Below are 21,230 nucleotides of genomic sequence, written 5' to 3'. Positions count from 1 at the left end.
TTTTTTCTTAGTATGTCAGAATCTTCATTTATAATTTTTTTAAAGGTTCTTAGGTGATGAGTTTCTAAGGTTCTAAGTTTTTTTAGTAAGCTTAGTAACTTGATATTTTTTTAAGATTCTGAGTTTTTAAGATTATAAGTTCAAAGATAAAATCTTAGTATCTTAGAACCTTAGCAACTTAGTATCTTAGGCGATTACATTCAACATTTTTTGTGTCGCAATAATCGCTGCAACGGTTTGATCTGAATCTAATCCTCTTGTTTTAAATTCTTTTTCGTTGTTTACCCAGGTGATGATTGTTTCGCACAAAGCGTCAGAACTACTTCCTGGTGGAATTCGCACTGCATAATCAATCAATTTTGGAAGGGTTAGTTTTTTGCTTTTGTAAATTTTTGCTAAAGCATTCATAAAAGCATCAAATTGACCATCGCCTTGTGCGTTTTCTTCGATGATTTCATCGCCGAATTTTAAGCATAAAGTCGTTGACGGACGCATTCCTTTTGAGTGTACTAATATATAGGACTCAATTTTTATTTTTTCTTCGTAAGTATGACTGTCCAAAACATCCGAAATAATGTATGGCAAATCTTCCTTAGTAACGGTTTCTTTTTTATCACCCAATTCGATGATTCTTTGGGTTACTAATTTCAAATCTTCTTGATTTAATTTCAAACCTAGTTCCTGAAGATTTTTTTCGATATTGGCTTTTCCTGAAGTTTTTCCTAAGGCATATTTTCGTTTTCTTCCAAAACGTTCCGGAAGCAAATCATTAAAATATAAATTGTTTTTATTGTCTCCGTCAGCGTGAATTCCTGCAGTTTGCGTAAAAACATTATCGCCAACAATTGGTTTATTAGCTGGGATTCTATATCCGGTAAAAGTTTCAACTAGTTTGCTTACAGAATACAAAGAAGTTTCTTTTATATTGATGCTTACTTCTGGCAAATAATCATTTATAACGGCTACTGTACTTTCAAGTGGGGCATTTCCTGCGCGTTCTCCCATTCCGTTTACCGTTACATGAAGTCCGTTTATGCCTGCTTTTACGGCTTCCATAACATTGGCAACACTTAAGTCGTAATCGTTATGTGCGTGAAAATCAAAATGTATGTTTGGGTATTTAGTTCTTATTTTTGAAATAAATTCAAAAGCTTGTGACGGAATTAACACGCCCAAAGTATCAGGAAGTAAAATTCTTTTAATTGGCTGCGTTGACAAGAAGTCTAAAAATTGAAAAACATAATCTTGAGAATTTCGCATTCCGTTGCTCCAGTCTTCCAAGTAAACATTAGTTTCAATATTGTTTTCTTTCGCTAAAGCAATGATTTGTGCAATTTCAGAAAAGTGTTGTTCCGGAGTTTTTTTTAATTGATGCGTTAAGTGATTCATTGAGCCTTTGGTCAATAAATTCTGTACTTTGGCACCGGCTTTTTTCATCCATTCAATAGAAACTCCTCCGTCTACAAACGAAAGTACTTCAATTCGGTTGATGTAACCTCGTTCTTCAGCCCAGCTTGTAATGCCTTTTACGGCTTGAAATTCTCCTTCGCTCACGCGGGCAGAAGCAATTTCGATTCTATCAATATTTAATTCCTCCAACAACAATTGCGCAATGGTTAATTTTTCTGCAGCAGAAAATGATACTCCTGAGGTTTGTTCACCGTCACGAAGCGTCGTATCCATTATTTCAATTTTTCTTTTTTCCATATTGATTTTCTATATTTCTTTAAAAAGTGAATTATAGTTATTTTTATATTTTCCCCCTTACTTCGTTTAGTTTCATTGTCATCGAAAGGGCTGAATTTTCTATCCAGTTATCGTATTCTTCGATTGCCTTCAATCTTAATTCTTCTTCCAGATAGCCTTCTTCGACCATTTGTTTAGAACCTGCAACTTTAGACCAAATACCTATTTTCGATTTAAAATCAGCATCTCCCTCTTTGTAAACTTCATCTGAATTTATTTTTTCAATAGAATGAAAACCTACTTCTTGTAATAATTGAGGCAGATCTTCGGCAATTTTATTATTCATTCCGGCATCGGCCCTCCATTTTAAAAAAGTTTTATAAAACTCCTGCATGCTTTCCGGTGGCAACGGATTCCAGATTAAATTGGTGTGATCATAATCCAGAATTGATATTTGACCGTTTGGCTTCAATAATGATTTTATTTTTATTAAAGCTTCTTTCGGATTGCTTAACCATTGCAATGTTCTCGCGGAAACAATTAAATCGAATTTTATATCCGGGTTGTAATCAAATAAATCAACAGCAATTAATTCTAAATTAGCAACTGATTGATAAGATTCCCGACCGCTTTTTATAAAGCTTTCTGTATTGTCAATGCCAATAACTTTTCCGTTTGGGCCAATATTATTTGCAATGTCTCTTGAGATTGAACCTGTTCCGCAGCCAATATCTAAAACGGTTATTCCGGGTTGTAAAATCTGAGTCAGATTTCTATAATTTTTGGCTAAATTTCTATCGTTGAATATTTTCGTTGCATTTTCGTCTCTTTCAATATGTTTATTGCCTTTCATTTACAATAGGATTATTTAAAACTTATTTTTTTGTCGGATTATTTTCTTAAATATTCTTTCGATCGATTTCATTTAGAAAGACCCGACAAGCTTTGAAACCTGTCGGGCCTAATAGACTGAATGAGATTTCTTTTTAGTAAGGAAGTTTATCGGCGAAAGCCACAATATCTTCCTTAATATTTTGTAAATAATCAATGTCGTCAAAACCATTGATCATGTTGTTCTTTTTGTATCCGTTGATTGCAAAAGATTCTGATTGACCAGTTGCCAATAAAGTAATAGTTTGGTTTGGCAAGTTGATTTCTAATTCTGTTTTAGGATCAGCCTCGATTGCTTTGAAGATTATATCAGCAAATTCAGGGCTAACCTGAACTGGCAAAACACCAATATTCAGACAGTTTCCTTTGAAGATGTCAGCAAAGAAACTAGAAACTACAGCTCTAAAACCGTAATCGTAAACTGCCCACGCAGCATGTTCTCTTGAAGATCCTGAACCGAAGTTTTTTCCTCCAACTAATATTTTTCCGCTGTAAGTTGAATCGTTTAAAACGAAATCAGCTTTTGGAGTATCATCTCCATTGTATCTCCAGTCTCTGAAAAGGTTGTCTCCAAAACCTTCACGTTTTGTAGCTTTTAAGAAACGAGCTGGGATGATTTGATCTGTATCTACGTTCTCAATTGGTAGTGGCACAGCACTACTAGTAAGTATATTAAATTTATCGTATGCCATTGTTTTTTTTGCTTTAGGCTGTTTTTCTGCTTTAGGCTATAAGCTGTATGCTTTAAGCTTTTTGCACAGCGTTTTATATTTTTTTGCTTTAGGCGATTAGCTATAAGCTGTAAGCCTTTTTAAAATTGTTAGAAGCTTAAAGCCTATTGCTTAAAGCTTACGGCGGGAATTAAAATAATTCCCTAGGGTCAGTTAATTTCCCTGTAACAGCAGCAGCGGCAGCCATAATTGGGCTTGCTAATAATGTTCTTGAACCAGGACCTTGACGACCTTCAAAATTTCTGTTTGAAGTACTCACTGCATATTTTCCAGCTGGAACTTTATCATCGTTCATTGCCAAACATGCTGAACATCCAGGCTGACGCAATACAAAACCAGCTTCAGTTAAAATATCTAAAATACCTTCTTCTTTAATTTGAGCTTCAACAACGTGAGAACCCGGAACTAACCAAGCGGTAACATTATCTGCTTTTTTTCTTCCTTTTACAATTTCAGCAAAAGCTCTAAAATCTTCAATACGTCCGTTTGTACAACTTCCTAAGAAAACATAATCGATTTGTTTTCCAATCATTACATCGTCTTCATTGAAGCCCATGTAAGCAAGCGATTTCTTGTAAGTTTCCTCACCACCTTCAACTTGGTTGGCGTTTGGAATATGTTTTGTGATACCAATTCCCATTCCAGGGTTTGTACCATAAGTAATCATTGGTTCAATATCTGACGCTTTGATGTTTAATTCTGCATCAAACACAGCATCAGCATCGGTTTTTAGAGTTTTCCAGTATTCAACAGCTTTAGTCCAAGCTTCACCTTTTGGAGCATATAATCTTCCTTCAAGGAAATCGAAAGTAGTTTGGTCAGGAGCAATCATTCCTCCACGAGCACCCATTTCGATACTTAGGTTACAAACCGTCATACGACCTTCCATAGTCATGTTTTCGAAAACATCTCCTGCGTATTCAACAAAATAACCTGTTCCTCCAGAAGTAGTTAATTGCGCAATAATATAAAGAGCAACGTCTTTTGGACCAACACCTTTGCTCAATTGACCATTTACGTTGATACGCATTTTCTTTGGTTTCGGTTGCATGATACATTGAGTAGAAAGCACCATCTCAACCTCAGAAGTTCCAATACCAAAAGCAATTGCGCCAAAAGCACCGTGAGTAGAAGTGTGTGAATCTCCACAAACAATAGTAGCACCTGGCAAGGTAATTCCGTTTTCAGGACCTACTACGTGTACAATACCATTTTTTTGGTGACCTAATCCCCAGTGCGAAATTCCGTATTCAGTTGCATTGTCTTCAAGGGCTTTAAGCTGATTTGCTGATAAAGCGTCTTGAACTGGTAAATGTTGGTTTATGGTTGGTGTATTGTGATCTGCAGTTGCAAAAGTACGCTCTGGGTACAATACCTTAACGCCTCTGGCTTTTAATCCTAAAAAAGCAACAGGACTCGTAACTTCGTGAATGAAATGGCGGTCAATAAAAAACACATCTGGTCCATCTTCAATTTTACGCACTACATGTGAATCCCATACTTTGTCAAATAATGTCTTACTCATTTTTTATTTTTTTTAATTGTAATTTCTATAACCACAGCAATTTCCTGTTCATTATAATAGCAAAACAAAAGTAAAAAAAGATACAAAGGCGTCAATTTCAATATTTCATTATATACGATACCCAAACTAAAATACAAATTGCGAAACCGCTTTTGCAGCTTAAATTTTGAAAGAAAAATGATTGTGAAACGGATTTACTTTTTCTTTTTCGGCTTTAATTTTCTTTAATTGTTTTTTGTTTTAATAGTTTGCAAATTTATCGCAAAATCACTATAAAATATAGGATTTAATTTGAAAAAATGTAACAAATTAAACAAAAATAGTAATAATTGCTAGTTTTGATTTCTTTTTGAAAAGGATGCTTTTTTGGTTTTTGAAGGCTTTTAAAGAAGTTTTTAAGACGTTATTTAGATTCAATAAATCATCTAAATACTACGACATCCAAGAAGTGTAATTTTATGTAATTTTATACTTTTTTAAGACAAAAACTGCTTTTTTGACAAGAATAATTTTGAAGATTAATTTAAAGAGTTTTTAAACTCTAATGGTGTCAGGCTAGTTTTCTTTTTAAAAAGCTTACTAAACGATTGAGGATATTCGAAACCTAATTGATAGGCAATTTCTGCTACCGAAAGATTGGTAGTCATCAAAAAATCTTTTGATTTTTCAATTAGTTTGGAATGAATATGTTGTTGTGCATTTTGTCCGGTTAAATTGCGAAGCATATCGCTTAAATAATGACTGGAAACATTTATTTGTGAAGCAAGAAAATCTACTGTAGGCAAACCTTTTTTTAAAGTTTCGGCATTATTGAAATAATCATTTAAAGTATCTTCTACTTTAAGCAATAAGTCATTGCTGATTGTTTTTCGGGTAATAAATTGGCGTTTGTAAAAACGATTACTGTAGTTCAGCAAAACATCAATATATGAAACAATTACATCCTGACTTATTTCGTCAATTGCCGTATGTAGTTCGTTATCAATACTATCTAATAAACCTAGAATGGTTGTTTTTTCGCTGTCAGAAAGATGCAGCGCTTCATTGGTGTCATAGGAGAAAAAACCATACTTTTTGATGTTTTTCCCTAAAGGATAATTTCTAATAAAGTCCGGATGAAAAAACAGCGTAAAACCAAAATATTCGGTTCCTTCTTCATTATCAGTAAAAATCAATTGATTAGGAGAAGTAAACATTAATCCGCCTTCATTAAAATCATAGTAACCCTGACCGTAACCCATTTTTCCGTTAGTAGAATATTTATAAGATATTTTATAGAAATCGAGTAGAAAAGCATTATTTGTCAATTCGGCATTGATAAACAGTTTGGTATTATCAACCAGACTAATCATAGGATGCAGCGGTTTTGGTAACCGAAATAAACTATGAAATTGAGATATAGAAGAAAGTCTCGACGGATTGTGGTTTTTCTTTTCCATGATATAAATGTATAAAAAAATCAAAAACGAATACCGCACAGATTATCAAAACCTGAACGGTATCAGTAGTAAATTATGCTCCTAAAAATTGTTTGCCAAATGCCGTACGGAAAACTTCGTCTCCTTGCTCTAGCCTTTGTTGGTAAAGCGCTTTTGCATCTTCTCCAGCCACATATCGCAGCTTGGTTTTTCCGTCTGTTGCAGCTTCATAGACTACATCAGCAATTTGTTCTGGAGTTGATGCCATTTCAAACATTGCATCGACATTTTCAAACATTTTGTCTGCCATTGCTTGATATTCAGGTTTAACACCAGTATCAAGCGAACCGTGTAGAAATTCGGTTTTGATGCCGCCCGGAGAAACCGTTTTGATATTTATTCCAAACGGATTCAATTCGTAAGCCATACTTTCGCTCCAGCCTTCTAACCCCCATTTTGTTGCGTGATATACAGAACCTAAAGGAAAAGAAATCAATCCGCCAATAGAAGTAGTTGAAATAAATAAGCCGCTTCTTTTTTCTCTGAAATACGGAATAAAAGCATTCGTAACTCTAATTACTCCTAACAAGTTAGTGTTTAATTGTTTTGTAATTTGATCGTCTGAAAGACTCTCCAAAGGGCCAATTAATCCATATCCGGCGTTATTAAAAACGATATTAATATTGCTTAATGCAATAGCTTTTTGAACCGTGCTTTGTATTTGGTCATAATTCGTAACGTCTAAAGGTAAAAGCGTTACATTTTTTAGACTAGAAAGTTCTGTTTCCTTTTCAGGATTTCTCATTGTTGCGATTACGTTCCATCCTTTTTGGTGGAATAATTTTGCTGTTGCTTTTCCTAAACCTGATGATGCGCCTGTGATAAAAATTGTTTTCATGATTATTATTTTTTAATTGTTATAATTTGATGAAGCAAAGTTCAGGATACAGTGGAGTTTAAAAGTGTTCATTTTGGTGTAATGAGTATCCAAAATGAATAATCGAAGTTTTTTGGATTAAAAACTTTGGGTTTAGTTATTTCAACACATAGAAACATAGTTTTTCTTTGTCAACAAAGGTGTTTCACTTATTTAAAATACACATAGCTATGTGTGAAAATCTATATTTTCTAAAGTCTCTTTTTTACAAAACTAAAATCTGTGTTTCTATGTGTTTAAAATTTTAAGAATTGCATTTGACAGTTTTATTTGATGCTTTTGTTAACAACTTTAGTTTCGTTATTTCTGTAAAAAAAGCGTAAATTTGAACTTCTTCCATTTCTCATTTCGCATTTTGTTATGTTTCATATTGTCAATGTGTTGCAATATGTAAGATTTGGAATTTGAGATTTTTAAATTTGACTTTTTACAACTCTATGTATTTAATATTCGATACCGAAACAACCGGATTGCCAAAACGCTGGGATGCCCCGATAACCGATTCTGATAACTGGCCTCGCTGTATTCAGATCGCGTGGCAATTGCATGACGAAATGGGACAGCTTATTGAGCATCAGGATTATTTGGTAAAACCAGAAGGATTTAATATTCCTTATGATGCCGAGCGTATTCACGGAATTTCGACTGAATTGGCTGAAGCCGATGGAATCACGCTGGCCGAAGTTTTGGAGAAATTCAATATAGCTCTAAGCAAAACCAAATTTATTGTCGGTCAGAATTTAGGTTTCGACGTTAATATTATGGGAGCCGAATTCCATAGAATGGGAGTGGATTCTCCAATGAGTACCATGCCGGTTTTAGATACTTGTACCGAAGTTACAGCTTCGTTGTTACAACTTCCTGGAGGGCGTGGAGGAAAATTCAAATTACCAACTTTAACAGAATTACATAGTTACCTTTTTAATAAACCTTTCGCGGAAGCGCACAACGCAACTGCCGACGTTGAGGCAACTACGCGTTGTTTTTTAGAATTAATTAGAAGAGAAGTTTTTACCAAAGAAGAATTAGATGTTCCGAAGGATTATTTCAAAGAATTTCAAGAAAGAAATCCACAGGAATTTCCATTAATTGGTTTAAAGCACATCAATTTAAAAGCAGCTTCTGACAAAATCAGAGAGCAAATAAAAGCTTTACAATCTGATGACAAACAAACTACGGTTTCAGAATCTGATAAAGCCGATTTTAAAGCAGCAAAATACTCGCATTTACATAATCATACACAGTTTTCGGTTCTTCAATCGACAATCGGTATTGGAAATATTGTTGCAGCTACAGCCAAAAATGGAATGCCGGCTGTTGCCATGACAGATACTGGAAACATGATGGGGGCCTTTCACTTTGTGAGTGCCGTTATGAACCACAACAAAGCTGCATCTGGAAAAAATAAAGCTTTGGTTGAAGCGGGTGAAGAACCAACGGAAACCGAAATTAAACCAATCGTGGGTTGCGAATTTAATGTTTGCGACAACCACTTGGATAAAAGTAAAAAGGACAACGGAAATCAAGTTGTATTGTTAGCCAAAAATAAAAACGGATATCATAATCTGGCTAAAATGTCGTCGATCGCTTTTACAGATGGATTCTATTATGTGCCGAGAATTGACCGCAAAATCGTCGAACAATACAAGGAAGATATCATGGTTTTGTCCGGAAATTTATACGGAGAAATTCCGAGTAAAATTCTGAATATCGGTGAAAACCAAGCCGAAGAAGCTTTGATTTGGTGGAAAGAGCAATTTGGTGATGATTTCTATTTAGAAGTAATGCGTCACAATCAGGAAGATGAAAATCGTGTTAACAAAACCCTGATTGAATTTGCGCAAAAGCATAATGTCAAATTAATTGCGACAAACAATACCTATTATTTAAATAAAGAAGATGCCAATGCGCACGATATTTTACTTTGTGTAAAAGACGGTGAAAAGCAGGCAACACCTATTGGCCGTGGCCGTGGTTATCGCTACGGATTACCAAATCAGGAATATTATTTCAAGTCGGAAGAAGAGATGAAAAAACTCTTTTCTGATTTGCCTGAAGCTATTATCAACATTCAGGAAATCGTTGATAAAGTTGAAGGATATTCGCTTTACAGAGATGTATTGCTTCCAAAATTTGATATTCCGCAGGAATTTGTAGTGCCTGAAGATGAGGCTGATGGTGGTGTTCGAGGCGAAAATAAATATTTGCGCCATCTTACAATGGTGGGTGCAGCAAAAAGATATGGCGAAATCACAGAATCGATTCAGGAACGTCTGGATTTTGAGTTATTAACGATTTCAAATTCAGGATATCCAGGTTACTTTTTGATTGTACAGGATTTCATTGCCGAGGCTAGAAAAATGGACGTATCGGTTGGTCCTGGTCGTGGATCTGCAGCCGGATCGGCGGTTGCGTATTGCCTCGGAATTACCAATATTGACCCAATTAAATACGATTTGCTTTTTGAGCGTTTCCTAAATCCTGACCGTGTATCCATGCCCGATATTGATATCGACTTTGATGATGAGGGCCGTGGGCGTGTAATGGATTACGTAATCAATAAATACGGTCAAAAACAGGTTGCGCAGATTATCACGTATGGTAAAATGGCAACCAAATCGGCAATTCGTGATACGGCGCGTGTACTGGATTTGCCATTATTTGAGGCCGATAGAATTGCCAAATTGATTCCGGCAATGATGCCTTCAAAATGGAATTTGGCGCGTTTTATTTCTGAAAACGAAGATGAGGTTAAAAAAGCCCTTCGATCTGATGAATTTGATAATGTAAAAGAACTGATTGCTATTGCCAATGAAGATGATTTGGCAGGAGAAACTATTCAGCAGGCAAAAATCCTTGAAGGATCAATGCGTAACACGGGAATTCACGCCTGCGGGGTAATCATTACACCGTCGGATATTACGAATTATGTTCCGGTTACCACTGCAAAAGATTCTGATTTATACGTAACACAGTTCGATAACTCGGTTGCAGAAAGTGCCGGATTGCTGAAGATGGACTTCTTGGGTCTGAAGACCCTTACACTGATAAAAGATACTGTAAAACTGGTAAAATACAGAACAAATATTGATCTGGATCCTGATACATTTCCAATTGATGATCCTGAAACGTATGCACTTTTCCAAAGAGGTGAAACCGTTGGAATCTTCCAATATGAGTCACCTGGGATGCAGAAATACATGAAAGATCTAAAACCTACAGTTTTTGGGGATTTAATTGCCATGAATGCACTTTATCGTCCGGGACCTTTAGAATATATCCCGTCTTTCGTTCGAAGAAAAAACGGTGACGAAGAAATCAAATACGATTTAGATGCCTGTGAGGAATACTTAGGAGAAACCTACGGAATTACCGTTTATCAAGAGCAGGTAATGCTTTTGTCTCAGTCTTTGGCCGGGTTTACAAAGGGTGAGGCCGACGTTTTGCGTAAAGCGATGGGTAAGAAGCAAAAAGACGTACTGGATAAAATGAAGCCGAAGTTCGTTGAGCAAGCATCGGCAAAAGGGCATGATGCCAAGGTTCTAGAGAAAATCTGGAAAGACTGGGAAGCTTTTGCGAGTTACGCCTTTAATAAATCGCACTCGACTTGTTATGCTTGGATTGCTTATCAAACTGCTTATTTGAAAGCGCATTATCCGGCAGAATATATGGCGGCGGTACTTTCAAATAATATGAATGATATCAAACAAGTATCATTCTTTATGGAAGAATGTAAACGTATGGGATTACAAGTTTTGGGCCCAGACGTAAATGAATCGTACTATAAATTTACCGTAAATGATGATTATGCTGTTCGTTTCGGAATGGGAGCGATTAAAGGTGTTGGTTCCGGAGCTGTAGAAACGATTGTAGAAAACAGAAAAGACGGAAGATATAAATCCATTTTTGATTTAGCGAAGCGAATTGATCTTCGTGCTGCTAATAAAAAAGCAATTGAAAATTTAGCGCTTGCAGGAGGTTTTGATTCTTTTGAAGGAACTACAAGAGCGCAATATTTTCATGATGATGGAGACGGAATTACTTTCTACGAAAAGGCGATACGTTACGGATCGAAATTTCAGGAAAATGAAAACTCGTCTCAGGTAAGTTTGTTTGGTGAAGCAAGCGAAGTGCAAATTGCTGAACCAGTTGTGCCTCCATGCGAAGACTGGAGTACAATGGAAAAACTGGCCAAAGAGAAAGAAGTTGTCGGGATTTATATTTCCGGACATCCGCTTGATGATTTTAGATTTGAGATGAAATACTTCTGTAACGCAAGATTAGAAGCGCTGAAAAGTATGAATGAATATGTGGGTAAAAATCTAAATTTTGCCGGAATCATTAATAACGTACAGCACCGTGTGGCTAAAAACGGAAAAGGCTGGGCTGTATTTAATTTAGAAGGATATGACGAAAGTTATGAGTTTAAGATTTTTGGAGAAGAATATTTAAAATTCCGCCATTTCTTGATTCAAAATAATTTTGCGTACCTGAAAATTTTAATAAAAGATGGCTGGGTAAATCATGATACCGGAAAAAAATCAGATCCTAGAATGCAGTTTGTCGAGATAAGACAGCTTCAGGATATTTTAGAAGCTTTTGCTAAAAAACTGATTCTGTTGTTAAATATCAAAGATCTGCAACCTGAGTTTATTCATAAGTTAAGTCATTTATTCAATGAAAATAAAGGCGATAATACCGTGAGTTTTGATATCATGGAAATCGAAAATGTTAAGCGTTTAGTAGAGATTGAAACAACAAGTGAATTTGAAGATAGCGAAGATGCTGTTTTTGAAGATGACAATGATGATAATGAATCAGTTTCGGGAGAGGCTAAAATGCAGGAAATGAAAGAGATCGAAGAAGTCAAAGTAGTAACTAAATTAACTATGCCAAGCCGAAGATTAAAGGTTAAAATTTCTGCTGAATTATTAGAGGAATTGGAGAAAATGCAGATCAATTTTAAGCTGAACTAAATTTTAACAGTTAAAATTTAATAGAATCTAAAATTTTAATGTTAAAAATATGCACGCATAATACTTTTTTAGTAATATTGCCCGAAATTACAACGATTTCGTTCCAAGTCTAACATCACAGACCAAAAGAATATGTTAAAATATTCTAAGTTTGTATAAATTAATTAAATCAGAATTATGAAAAAGAACCTATTTTTATTAGGATTATTAGTTTGCTCTATGGCTACAATGGCGCAAACAGAAAAAGCAGATAAACCAGAAAGCTGGTACTTTAAATTGGGTGGATCTTATTTCAACCAAACTGCTTCTACTGAGTTTCCAGAAGTTGGAGGTCAGGCGCCAAACAGAGATGTTTATTCAGGAACTTTAACAAATAATAAATTAGTTTCAAGAGAAAGTATAACAGGTTCTTTTGGACAAGGTTTTAGAAGTGGGATTACTGCTGGTTACCGTTTTTCTACACGTTTAGGAGTTGAAATGTCAGCTAACTACTATATCAGTAATAGTAAAACTATGGCTCAGACTACAGATAGACTTTATTCATATAATCCAACTACAACTGTAGCTACGTATCTTAGTTTTACTGCTGAAGGGCAAATTAAAGCTTTTGATTTAGCTCCTGCAATTGTAATGTTCTTAGGAGAAGCTCATGGTTTTGAACCATACACTAAAGTTGGTGTTATTGTTCCAATTCATGGAACATTGGATATAAAAACAGATAGACAGTTTTTATCTTATGTAGGTAATAATGTTGTAAGCACATCTAATGTTTATTCTAAAGATGTTGTAAAACCAAATCCAACAATTGGATTTATGGCTGCTTTAGGTACATCTTACAAATTAGGAAAACATATCTCTGCTTTTGCTGAATTAGAATACCGTAACTTTACTGTACACGGAAAAACTAAAGAAACGACAGAATATACAGTAAATGGAGCAGATGCTTTGTCAACAAGAAACGCATCTCAGATTCATACAAATTATCACAAAGGTTTAGATGTAAATTCTAACAACCCTTTATTTAATCCTAATACTGCTACAACAGATACGTCTGATACAACTAGACCTAACGAGGCAATGGATGAGTTAAGTTCTTTTGTTGGTATTTCTGGTTTAGGATTAACAGTTGGTGTTAAATACAGCCTATAATTTTATAGAAGTTTTATAGTTTTTTGAAGAAAGGATATTCGTGAGAATATCCTTTTTTTATGTCTGTCATCCTGAGGAACGAAGGATCACACCAGAGATTCCTCAAAGAGAATCGATAATCTTTGCCGAGTTCCATCTGTAATCCTTTGTTCCTCAGGATGACAACACTACACTGTCATATTATTATTTCAAACTTCTAAATTCCTTCAAAACTTCATCAATAACCCAAGTTGTTCTGGCGCCAGAAATTCCTTTTGATGGAGAAGCATCTTCATTTCCTAAAAGTTCGGCAATTACAGTTTCAATAAAAGGCTGTTGGATATGTAATGGATTTTCGATTAAAATACTTTCTTTTTCTCCATCTGCATATTGAATATGAATTGGGTCATTCCCAAAAGTTGAAAATGATATTTTTCCTTTATCGCCTACAATTTCCGTATTGTCGTAACGTTCGAAACTGGCAAAATTCCATATTCCAGAACCGTGAATTCCGTTTTCGAATAAAAATGACATTGAAACAGCATCTTCGGCAGGATATGCCAATAGCTGAGAAGTCGCATGCCCACGCACTGATTTTATCGGACCTAAAACAAAATCCAGAAAATCTAAAGTATGACAGGCCAAGTCCACAAAAATTCCTCCGCCTGAAATAGAAGGTAAAACCGTCCACGGAAGATTGATTTCGTCATCATAACGTTCTTCAAAAGGATGGTATAAAACGCAATTTACGTGTCTGATGTTTCCTAATTTTCCTTGGTCGATTATTTCTTTTATCTTTAAAAATCGTGGCAATGCTCTTCGGTAATAAGCGACAAACAAAGGAACATTATGCTCTTTGCAAACACTGATCATTTCATTGCATTCGTCAAAATTCAGCGCCATTGGTTTTTCAACATAAACCGGTTTTCCTGCTTTGGCGCACAAAATCGTGTATTCTTTATGAGAAGATGGAGGAGTTGCAATATAAACCGCATCGACTTCTGGATCATTTATTAAATCAACTGCATTCGAATACCATTTCGGAACATTATGGCGTTTAGCATAATCTTCAGCAAGTGCGGCATCTCTTCGCATAACTGCTACTAAAGCTGCATTTGGAGCTTTTTGAAATGCGGGTCCGCTTTTTACTTCAGTCACGTTGCCACAGCCTATAATTCCCCATTTTATAATTTTCATGGTTAAAGTTTTAAGTTTCTCAAATTTAAAAAAGGTTTCTCACGAATTACATTAATTTCCGCTAATTTAATTCGTGGAAATTCATAGAATTCGTGACGAAAAACAAATACACAGATTAGAAAATCATTTTAATCCTCTAATCTCTGGCAAAAAAAATAGCCGCCAATTCATAAAATGATTCGTGAATTGGCGACTAAAATTAAGTTTTTAAAATCTTACTTTTTAGGCAAAGCTTTAAAGCCCATGTTATAAAGTGTGAAAGCCTGAATATCTACATTTTCTTGAATTGTAGCGGCAACAGATTTTCCTGCACCGTGACCAGCTTTAACATCAATTCTAATTAAAACAGGATTTTCTCCTGCTTGTTTTTCCTGTAATTCTGAAGCAAATTTAAAGCTGTGTGCCGGAACTACACGATCATCATGATCTCCAGTTGTCACCATAGTTGCTGGATAATGTGTGCCCTGCTTAACGTTATGAACAGGTGAATATCCTTTTAAGTATTCAAACATTTCTTTGCTGTCTTGCGATGTTCCATAATCAAAAGCCCATCCTGCACCCGCGGTAAAAGCGTTGTAACGCAACATGTCCATAACTCCAACAGCTGGCAATGCGACTTTCATTAAATCAGGACGCTGTGTCATTGTTGCGCCTACTAATAATCCTCCGTTAGATCCTCCGCGGATTGCTAAATAATCTGATGAGGTATATTTTTGTGCAATTAAATATTCTGCTGCAGCGATAAAATCATCAAATACATTTTGTTTTTGCTGCTTAGTTCCAGCATTATGCCATTTTTTTCCGTATTCACCACCGCCTCTTAAGTTGGCAACTGCATAAATACCTCCGTTTTCCATCCAAACCGCATTTGAAATGCTGAAACTTGGTGTCAAACTTATGTTGAATCCGCCGTAACCGTAAAGTATAGTTGGATTTTTACCGTCTAATTTTGTTCCTTTTTTATAGGTAATAATCATCGGAACTTTTGTGCCATCTTTTGAAGCGTAGAAAACTTGTTTTGATTCGTAATCTTCGCTTTTGAAGTCCACTTTTGGTTTCTGATAAATTTCAGATTTTCCAGATTTTGGCTCAAATGAGTAAATACTGCTTGGTGTTGTATAATTGGTGAAACTGTAATACAAGATTTTTTCATTCTTTTTTCCGCCAAATCCGCTAGCAGTTCCAATAGCCGGAAGTTTAATTTCACGAACTAATTTTCCACTGTAATCATATTGCTGTAAAAATGAAACGGCATCTTTTGTATAGTTAGCAAAAAAGTATCCTGCACCTGTTGAAGTCGTAAGCACATTTTCAGTCTCTTTGATAAAATCTTTCCAGTTTTCCGGTTTTGGATTATTTGCATCAACTGTAACGATACGTTTGTTAGGAGCATTTAAATCAGTATCGATAAACAACTTGGTTCCTTCATTTTCTATAACACTATTGTCGCTGTTAAAGTTGTCTACTATAGTAACAATTGGGCTGTTTGGTTTGGTTAAGTCTTTAATGTATAATTCATTTCCGTAAGTAGAATTGGCAGCAGAAATTACTAAATAGTGATTGTCTTCAGTTAGATAACCACCAACGTATCTTCTTTTTTGATCGGCACCAAAAATGACTTTATCCTCTTTTTGAGAAGTTCCAAGTTTATGGAAATACAATTTGTGCTGGTCTGTTTTTGCAGATAATTCGCTTCCTTTTGGTTTATCATAACTAGAATAATAGAAACCTTCATTTCCGTGCCACGAAATACCGCTGAACTTCACATCAACTAAAGTGTCTTCCAGTACTTTTTTAGAAACGGCATCAATAATAATTACTTTTCTCCAGTCGCTTCCGCCTTCAGAAATTGAGTAAGCAGCTTTTGAACCATCTTTAGAAAAATCTAAACCACCAAGAGAAGTTGTTCCGTCTTTAGAAAAAGTATTCGGATCAAGGAAAACTTCTTCTTTCCCATTTTGGTCTTTTCTATAAACAACAGATTGATTTTGAAGTCCATTATTTTTAGTAAAATAAGTGAATTTTCCTTCTTGAGATGGAGCGCCTATTTTTTCAAAGTTCCACAATGTTTCCATTCGTTTTTTAAGTTCTTCACGAAACGGAATTTTATCTAAATAAGCATACGTAACTTCGTTTTCGGCCTTAACCCAGGCTCCAGTTTCAGCAGATTTGTCGTCTTCAAGCCAGCGATATGGATCGCTTACTTTTGTGTCAAAATACACATCGACAGTTTCGCCTTTTTTTGTTTGCGGATATTGAATTTTATTTTGTCCAAATGAAATTCCTGCAGTTGTAATTGCCATTAGTAAAAATGTTTTTTTCATATTTAGGTTTGTCGGTTTTAACAAAAATAGCATTTTTTGTGAGAGTTGAGAGTATTTAACCGCAAAGCACGCAATATTAATCTCGCAAAGACGCGAAGTCGCAAAGAATTTTAAAACTTTGCGAACATTGCGAAATTCTTTGCGCGCTTTGCGGTTAAACAAAAATTATAAATTGAAATTAACGCCCAAAACGATGTTTCTTCCAATATTAGGAATACCGTCTGTTTTTAATCTTGAAAGGTGTGCAATATATTTTTTATCAAATAAATTGTTTCCATTCAGATTTACATCAAAAGCAGTTTTCCCTAGTTTTACGGTACCTCCAAAACCTAAGTTTACCAAAGTATAACCTTTAGAAGCTGTTTCAAAACCGCTCACATTATCTTGGTTAAAAGTAGAAGAAACATTCAAAGAAGCAAAACCTTCGCTTAACCAGTTTTTAATATTGAATTCGGTTCTAAGTGTATTATTCCAGTTGTTTGCCGGAATTAAAGGCAAATAATCATCATTGTCTTTTTTGCCAGTTACGGTTTCAAAGCTCGTTTCAAAATGAAGCCAGTCTAACGGATGCGGGTGAATGTGCAAGCCAGCTTCACCTCCAAATAATTTGGCATTGTCTTGAACATAAGCAAATACATCATTATTATCTAAAATTTCTCCAGTTGGCGAAGTGTAAATATAATTGTTCACGTGATTGTAAAACCCATTGATGAAAAACTCAAAATGCGAATTTTTATATTCTAAGTTTAAATCAGTCTGAACGTTTTGTTCTGTTTTTAAATTTGCATTTCCAATTTCGTAACGGTTTGTTCCTTCGTGAACACCGTTTGAAGTTAATTCAGCTAAGTTGGGAGCTCTAAAACCAGTTGCAACATTTAATCGAAGTGTCAGCGGTTCAGCTAATTTTGTTTTGTAACCAAGAGACGCATTAAAGCTGTCAAAAGATCGATCTAAAGCCTGAAAATAACCTTCTTCGCCTGCAATTCCATGCGCAATAGAGTTTATGTTTCGATTATCAAAACGTAATCCAGCTTGTAAAACGTTGCTGTTCCATTCGTAATTTGCAGTTCCAAAAACTCCAAAATCATTTGTTGTAGCATCCGGAATCAAATATTCTTCACTTGAATTTGTATTTGTCTGATGCATTCCCTGAACACCTAAAATAGTTTCAATTTTTCCAAATTTCGGAAAATGATATTTTGCATTATAATTGAAAGTATTCAGTTTCATGTGTAATGAAGCTTCATTGCTGTCTTCAAATTCGCTTCGGTCATTTGCGATGTAACCTAAATCAAGGTCTAATTTTGAGTTTTCAAAAAAGACAACATTGTTCAAACTTAATAAATGATTAAAAATGCCTTGTCTAGGAAATTGCGTGTCTTTGCTTGACGACTGTTCGGCAATTCCATCTTCTGGAATTCCAATATCTAATTTATTGTAATTGTATCTTAAAACACTTGAAAATGTAGAATTGCTGTAGCCAATTCCGGTTTTAAAATCGGTTTCATTATAACGCGAGTTTGTCACACGATCGCCATCGGCAATTTTATAATCAGAATGTGTGTTGTAACTTCCTCGGGCTAAAAATTTCCAATTATCTGTAGAAGTTTTTAATCCAATAGAGGAATTGCTTCCTTGTGTATTCGTGAAATATTTTTGGCTGAAGTTTGCTTTAAAATCACCTGCGTCAGCAAATTTTTCGGGGTTAAAATACAAAACACCACCCAAAGCATCTGAACCGTATAATAATGAAGCTGGTCCTTTTATAACTTCAACGCTTTCAATTCCGGCATCATTTAAGCCTAAACCATGCTCGTCTCCAAATTGTTGATTTTCAATACGAACACCTTGTGAATATACTAAAACTCGATTCCCACTAAGTCCGCGAATTACCGGTTTACCAATTGAAGTTCCAGTCGAAATTTGAGCAACTCCTGGAATTGTCGCTAAACCTTCAATTAAAGTCGAAGTTCCTTTTTGCTGTAAAGTTTTGATGCTTTCGTGTTCAATTTTCATTACATTTTGTGACTGCAATTTATTGAATGGAGTTGAAACGACTACTTCATCCATTTCCATAATTGATTCTAAAAGCGTAATATTCAGTGTGTTTTCTTTTGCTAATTTTGCAATAGTCTGATTTTGATTCGCATAACCAACAAAATTGAAAGAAAGTCGCAAACTTCCGTTTGGAAGATTATTCAATTCATATTTTCCGTTTGCGTCTGTGGTTGTTCCTTTATGTAATTCGGAAGCATATACAGAAACGCCTGGCATTGGCTGATTTTGATTGTCGGTAACAATTCCTGAAACCGAATTTTGAGCGGAAAGTACGCTCGAAAAACCCAAAATTAGGGCAAGTATTAATTTTTTCATTTGGCAATGATGCTATAGTTAATTGATTTTTCCTTTTGAATAAAAAACAAAAAGAACAGTAAAGCATTCTAATCCCAAATATTTAAATAGGATTAGGAAACTCAATGTTATTTGAATTTAAATTAAAAGAAATGTGATTTTTTTCGAATGAACGAAATTTAAGAAACTATAGTGGCAGGCGGACCCCGAAGCAAATAAGCGCTTTCTGAAAAGGAACTGATATTTTCTGAAAACGAAAAGAAATAAGGGATTTCTTTATGAAAAGTACGAAACTGAAATGAAAAAATTTCTGCAACGGTATAACTTCCAAAAGCAAAACTACAAACGTAACACAAGTCATAATTGTGATGTTCATGCGTTATTTCACCACTTGGATCGTTATAACTGTGATGACACTGCTTTTCTGAAAGCTGTTTTACAATATGCTCAAAACTGTGTATGGACTGAAACAATATTGTGAACAATATCGTCAGCGTCATTGAAACACTTAATATGAGCTGTTTTCTTTTCATGAAAGGCAAAGGTATAAAAGCGAAATGAAAAAATGATTCAATTTTTGTTTTCTGTTGCAGATTTATTGGAAAAAGTGCAACAAATGTCTTTATTCTTCCGGAAAAAGAGAATAATTGTTTTCAAACGGCATCTTCAAGTGGCATTATATTATATTTGTAAGTGAAATAAATGCACTGCAAAAAACGTTAAAACTTGAAAACCTATTTAAAACCAAAATTCGATATGCGATTATTTTTTACTTGTTTGTTTTTTGTTTCATTTCTGAATGTTTTTTCACAAGAAGAAGTGAAGCCCGAAATTAAGCCAGTAATTAAAATCGATTCTTTATATCGTGAGGATCAGTTTTATTTTTCGGTGACCTATAATCTTTTGGTGAATACGCCAGAAAAATTAAAGCAGGATAAATTTTCTGCTGGAATTTCTGCTGGATTTTTGCGCGATATGCCAATCAATAAAAGCAGAACCATTGCAATTGCTGCCGGATTGGGATTAAGTTATCAGAATTTTTATCAGAATTTCACTGTTTCTGAAGATGCAAACGGCGCTGTAATTTATGGCGTAAATGATTATGGTGAATTTGTTTCAAACCGATATAGACAATATTCTGTCGATCTTCCTATAGAATTCAGATGGAGAAATTCAACTTATGAAAGCACTAAGTTCTGGAGAATTTACGGAGGTGTAAAATTGAGTTATATTTTCTCCAGTAAATCAATTCTAGACGATGGTGAAAACACGTATAAAATTGTCAATAATCCAGATGTCAATACATTTCAATACGGAATTTATCTGGCAACAGGTTACAATACTTGGAATGTTTATGCCTATTACGGCTTAAATCCTTTGTTCAATTCAGTTTCGACAATTTCGGGTGAAAAAGTCAATATGAAGGCAATGAATATTGGGCTTATTTTTTACATTTTATAGCCACAAATAGATAAAAAGAACCTGTGGCAATGTGCCAATAAATAACCCAATTAAAATTTCTCTAGACGTATGTGCCTGCATTTCCATTCGGGAAGAGGCTACAATGCCAGTTAATAAAATTAAAAGAGCTGTCCAATAGGGGTTCTGCATTTGCAAGTGAATATTCAGCCCAATTACAAAAATGGCAAATCCGCTTATTGCTGCCACATGGAGACTTGGTTTCATTTTAAATAAAGAACAAACTAAGGCTAAAATCGATGTGAACAATGCACCGAGAAAAAAGAAATGCAGTTCAGGATAACGAGTAATAATAATGCTTCGTTTTACCAATAAAATATATAAAAAACACTGCAACAGCAAAGGAATTTTTCGTTGCGAAGTTTCATGAACCATAATAGAACTTACATGACCGGTCGATTTTAGCAAAAGAAAAAATAAAACCGGAACTAAAATCGTGATGATTAGAATTTGGAATAAAACAAAGTATTTTTCTTGATTAGTAAAAGCGTCTTCTTTGCAAAAAAGATAAAATAAAGTGGCATACATCGAGATAAAAATCGGATGTAAGATATAGGAGAATAGTGGAAGTATTTTTTTCAAAACA

General features: G+C 34.9%; 14 protein-coding genes. 3 read left to right on the top strand and 11 right to left on the bottom strand.

The genetic code is table 11. From position 1 onward, the window contains the following. Positions 1–186: 186 nt before the first annotated feature. The 6 genes from EV145_RS01445 to EV145_RS01420 all read right to left on the bottom strand — a co-directional run bounded on the left by EV145_RS01445 (position 187) and on the right by EV145_RS01420 (position 7,149). Positions 187–1,707, bottom strand: coding sequence for an alpha-isopropylmalate synthase regulatory domain-containing protein (locus EV145_RS01445; RefSeq protein ID WP_133523461.1), 1,521 nt, complete (start codon positions 1,705–1,707; stop codon positions 187–189). Between the two features lie 43 nt (positions 1,708–1,750). Continuing rightward, positions 1,751–2,539 carry a methyltransferase domain-containing protein gene (locus EV145_RS01440; protein ID WP_133523460.1) on the bottom strand — a complete coding sequence of 263 codons (789 nt, stop codon included), beginning with the start codon at positions 2,537–2,539 and terminating at the stop codon, positions 1,751–1,753. A gap of 133 nt (positions 2,540–2,672) precedes the next feature. Continuing rightward, positions 2,673–3,269, bottom strand: a complete 597-nt coding sequence (gene leuD / locus EV145_RS01435) for a 3-isopropylmalate dehydratase small subunit (RefSeq protein ID WP_133523459.1) — start codon at positions 3,267–3,269, stop codon at positions 2,673–2,675. A gap of 169 nt (positions 3,270–3,438) precedes the next feature. Continuing rightward, the gene (leuC, locus tag EV145_RS01430; protein WP_133523458.1) at positions 3,439–4,833 is read right to left on the bottom strand and encodes a 3-isopropylmalate dehydratase large subunit; all 1,395 of its coding nucleotides are present in this window, start codon (positions 4,831–4,833) and stop codon (positions 3,439–3,441) included. A 518-nt stretch (positions 4,834–5,351) separates the two neighbouring features. Beyond that, entirely contained in the window at positions 5,352–6,272 is a 921-nt protein-coding gene (locus EV145_RS01425) for a helix-turn-helix domain-containing protein (RefSeq protein WP_133523457.1), read from the bottom strand. 73 nt (positions 6,273–6,345) lie between these two features. Continuing rightward, positions 6,346–7,149: an SDR family oxidoreductase gene (locus EV145_RS01420; protein WP_133523456.1), complete on the bottom strand. Its 804-nt coding sequence runs from the start codon at positions 7,147–7,149 to the stop codon at positions 6,346–6,348. Positions 7,150–7,625: 476 nt separating this feature from the next. Between EV145_RS01420 and dnaE the strand changes: the two genes are divergently transcribed. Then, on the top strand, positions 7,626–12,164 hold the full coding sequence (gene dnaE / locus EV145_RS01415; RefSeq protein WP_133523455.1) for a DNA polymerase III subunit alpha: 4,539 nt from the start codon (positions 7,626–7,628) through the stop codon (positions 12,162–12,164). Between the two features lie 177 nt (positions 12,165–12,341). After that, positions 12,342–13,313, top strand: coding sequence for an outer membrane beta-barrel protein (locus EV145_RS01410; protein ID WP_133523454.1), 972 nt, complete (start codon positions 12,342–12,344; stop codon positions 13,311–13,313). Positions 13,314–13,496: 183 nt separating this feature from the next. Here the strand turns inward: EV145_RS01410 and EV145_RS01405 are convergent, their stop codons facing one another. From EV145_RS01405 to EV145_RS01390, 4 genes are all read right to left on the bottom strand, one after another. Further along, positions 13,497–14,489 (bottom strand): Gfo/Idh/MocA family protein, encoded by a 993-nt coding sequence (locus EV145_RS01405; RefSeq protein ID WP_133523453.1) that lies wholly within the window; start codon positions 14,487–14,489, stop codon positions 13,497–13,499. Between the two features lie 215 nt (positions 14,490–14,704). After that, positions 14,705–16,813 carry a prolyl oligopeptidase family serine peptidase gene (locus tag EV145_RS01400; protein ID WP_133523452.1) on the bottom strand — a complete coding sequence of 703 codons (2,109 nt, stop codon included), beginning with the start codon at positions 16,811–16,813 and terminating at the stop codon, positions 14,705–14,707. Between the two features lie 165 nt (positions 16,814–16,978). Beyond that, on the bottom strand, positions 16,979–19,186 hold the full coding sequence (locus EV145_RS01395; RefSeq protein WP_133523451.1) for a TonB-dependent receptor: 2,208 nt from the start codon (positions 19,184–19,186) through the stop codon (positions 16,979–16,981). A 158-nt stretch (positions 19,187–19,344) separates the two neighbouring features. Next, complete coding sequence (locus EV145_RS01390) at positions 19,345–19,698, bottom strand: hypothetical protein (protein WP_133523450.1); 354 nt, start codon at positions 19,696–19,698, stop codon at positions 19,345–19,347. A 193-nt stretch (positions 19,699–19,891) separates the two neighbouring features. On the opposite strand from EV145_RS01390, the gene EV145_RS01385 reads away from it, so the two are divergent. Then, positions 19,892–20,626: a porin family protein gene (locus EV145_RS01385; protein WP_243739187.1), complete on the top strand. Its 735-nt coding sequence runs from the start codon at positions 19,892–19,894 to the stop codon at positions 20,624–20,626. On the opposite strand, the gene EV145_RS01380 is transcribed toward EV145_RS01385, so the two are convergent. Further along, entirely contained in the window at positions 20,621–21,226 is a 606-nt protein-coding gene (locus tag EV145_RS01380) for a hypothetical protein (protein WP_243739186.1), read from the bottom strand. The two genes, EV145_RS01385 and EV145_RS01380, sit on opposite strands and share 6 nt — an antisense overlap. Between the last annotated feature and the right edge of the window lie 4 nt (positions 21,227–21,230).

The sequence above is a fragment of the Flavobacterium sp. 245 genome (genome assembly GCF_004362055.1).
GTDB lineage: Bacteria > Bacteroidota > Bacteroidia > Flavobacteriales > Flavobacteriaceae > Flavobacterium.
Note: the sequence above shows the minus strand (reverse complement) of the source record. Positions and strands in the feature narration are given on the sequence as shown.

What these genes read in the sequence shown, in the direction of transcription:
- leuD (WP_133523459.1), bottom strand. Translation starts at nt 3,269, where the DNA reads ATGGCATACGATAAATTTAATATACTTACTAGTAGTGCTGTGCCACTA.
- EV145_RS01445 (WP_133523461.1), bottom strand. Translation starts at nt 1,707, where the DNA reads ATGGAAAAAAGAAAAATTGAAATAATGGATACGACGCTTCGTGACGGT.
- leuC (WP_133523458.1), bottom strand. Translation starts at nt 4,833, where the DNA reads ATGAGTAAGACATTATTTGACAAAGTATGGGATTCACATGTAGTGCGT.
- dnaE (WP_133523455.1), top strand. Translation starts at nt 7,626, where the DNA reads ATGTATTTAATATTCGATACCGAAACAACCGGATTGCCAAAACGCTGG.
- EV145_RS01390 (WP_133523450.1), bottom strand. Translation starts at nt 19,698, where the DNA reads ATGAAAAGAAAACAGCTCATATTAAGTGTTTCAATGACGCTGACGATA.
- EV145_RS01395 (WP_133523451.1), bottom strand. Translation starts at nt 19,186, where the DNA reads ATGAAAAAATTAATACTTGCCCTAATTTTGGGTTTTTCGAGCGTACTT.
- EV145_RS01400 (WP_133523452.1), bottom strand. Translation starts at nt 16,813, where the DNA reads ATGAAAAAAACATTTTTACTAATGGCAATTACAACTGCAGGAATTTCA.
- EV145_RS01410 (WP_133523454.1), top strand. Translation starts at nt 12,342, where the DNA reads ATGAAAAAGAACCTATTTTTATTAGGATTATTAGTTTGCTCTATGGCT.
- EV145_RS01420 (WP_133523456.1), bottom strand. Translation starts at nt 7,149, where the DNA reads ATGAAAACAATTTTTATCACAGGCGCATCATCAGGTTTAGGAAAAGCA.
- EV145_RS01405 (WP_133523453.1), bottom strand. Translation starts at nt 14,489, where the DNA reads ATGAAAATTATAAAATGGGGAATTATAGGCTGTGGCAACGTGACTGAA.
- EV145_RS01425 (WP_133523457.1), bottom strand. Translation starts at nt 6,272, where the DNA reads ATGGAAAAGAAAAACCACAATCCGTCGAGACTTTCTTCTATATCTCAA.
- EV145_RS01440 (WP_133523460.1), bottom strand. Translation starts at nt 2,539, where the DNA reads ATGAAAGGCAATAAACATATTGAAAGAGACGAAAATGCAACGAAAATA.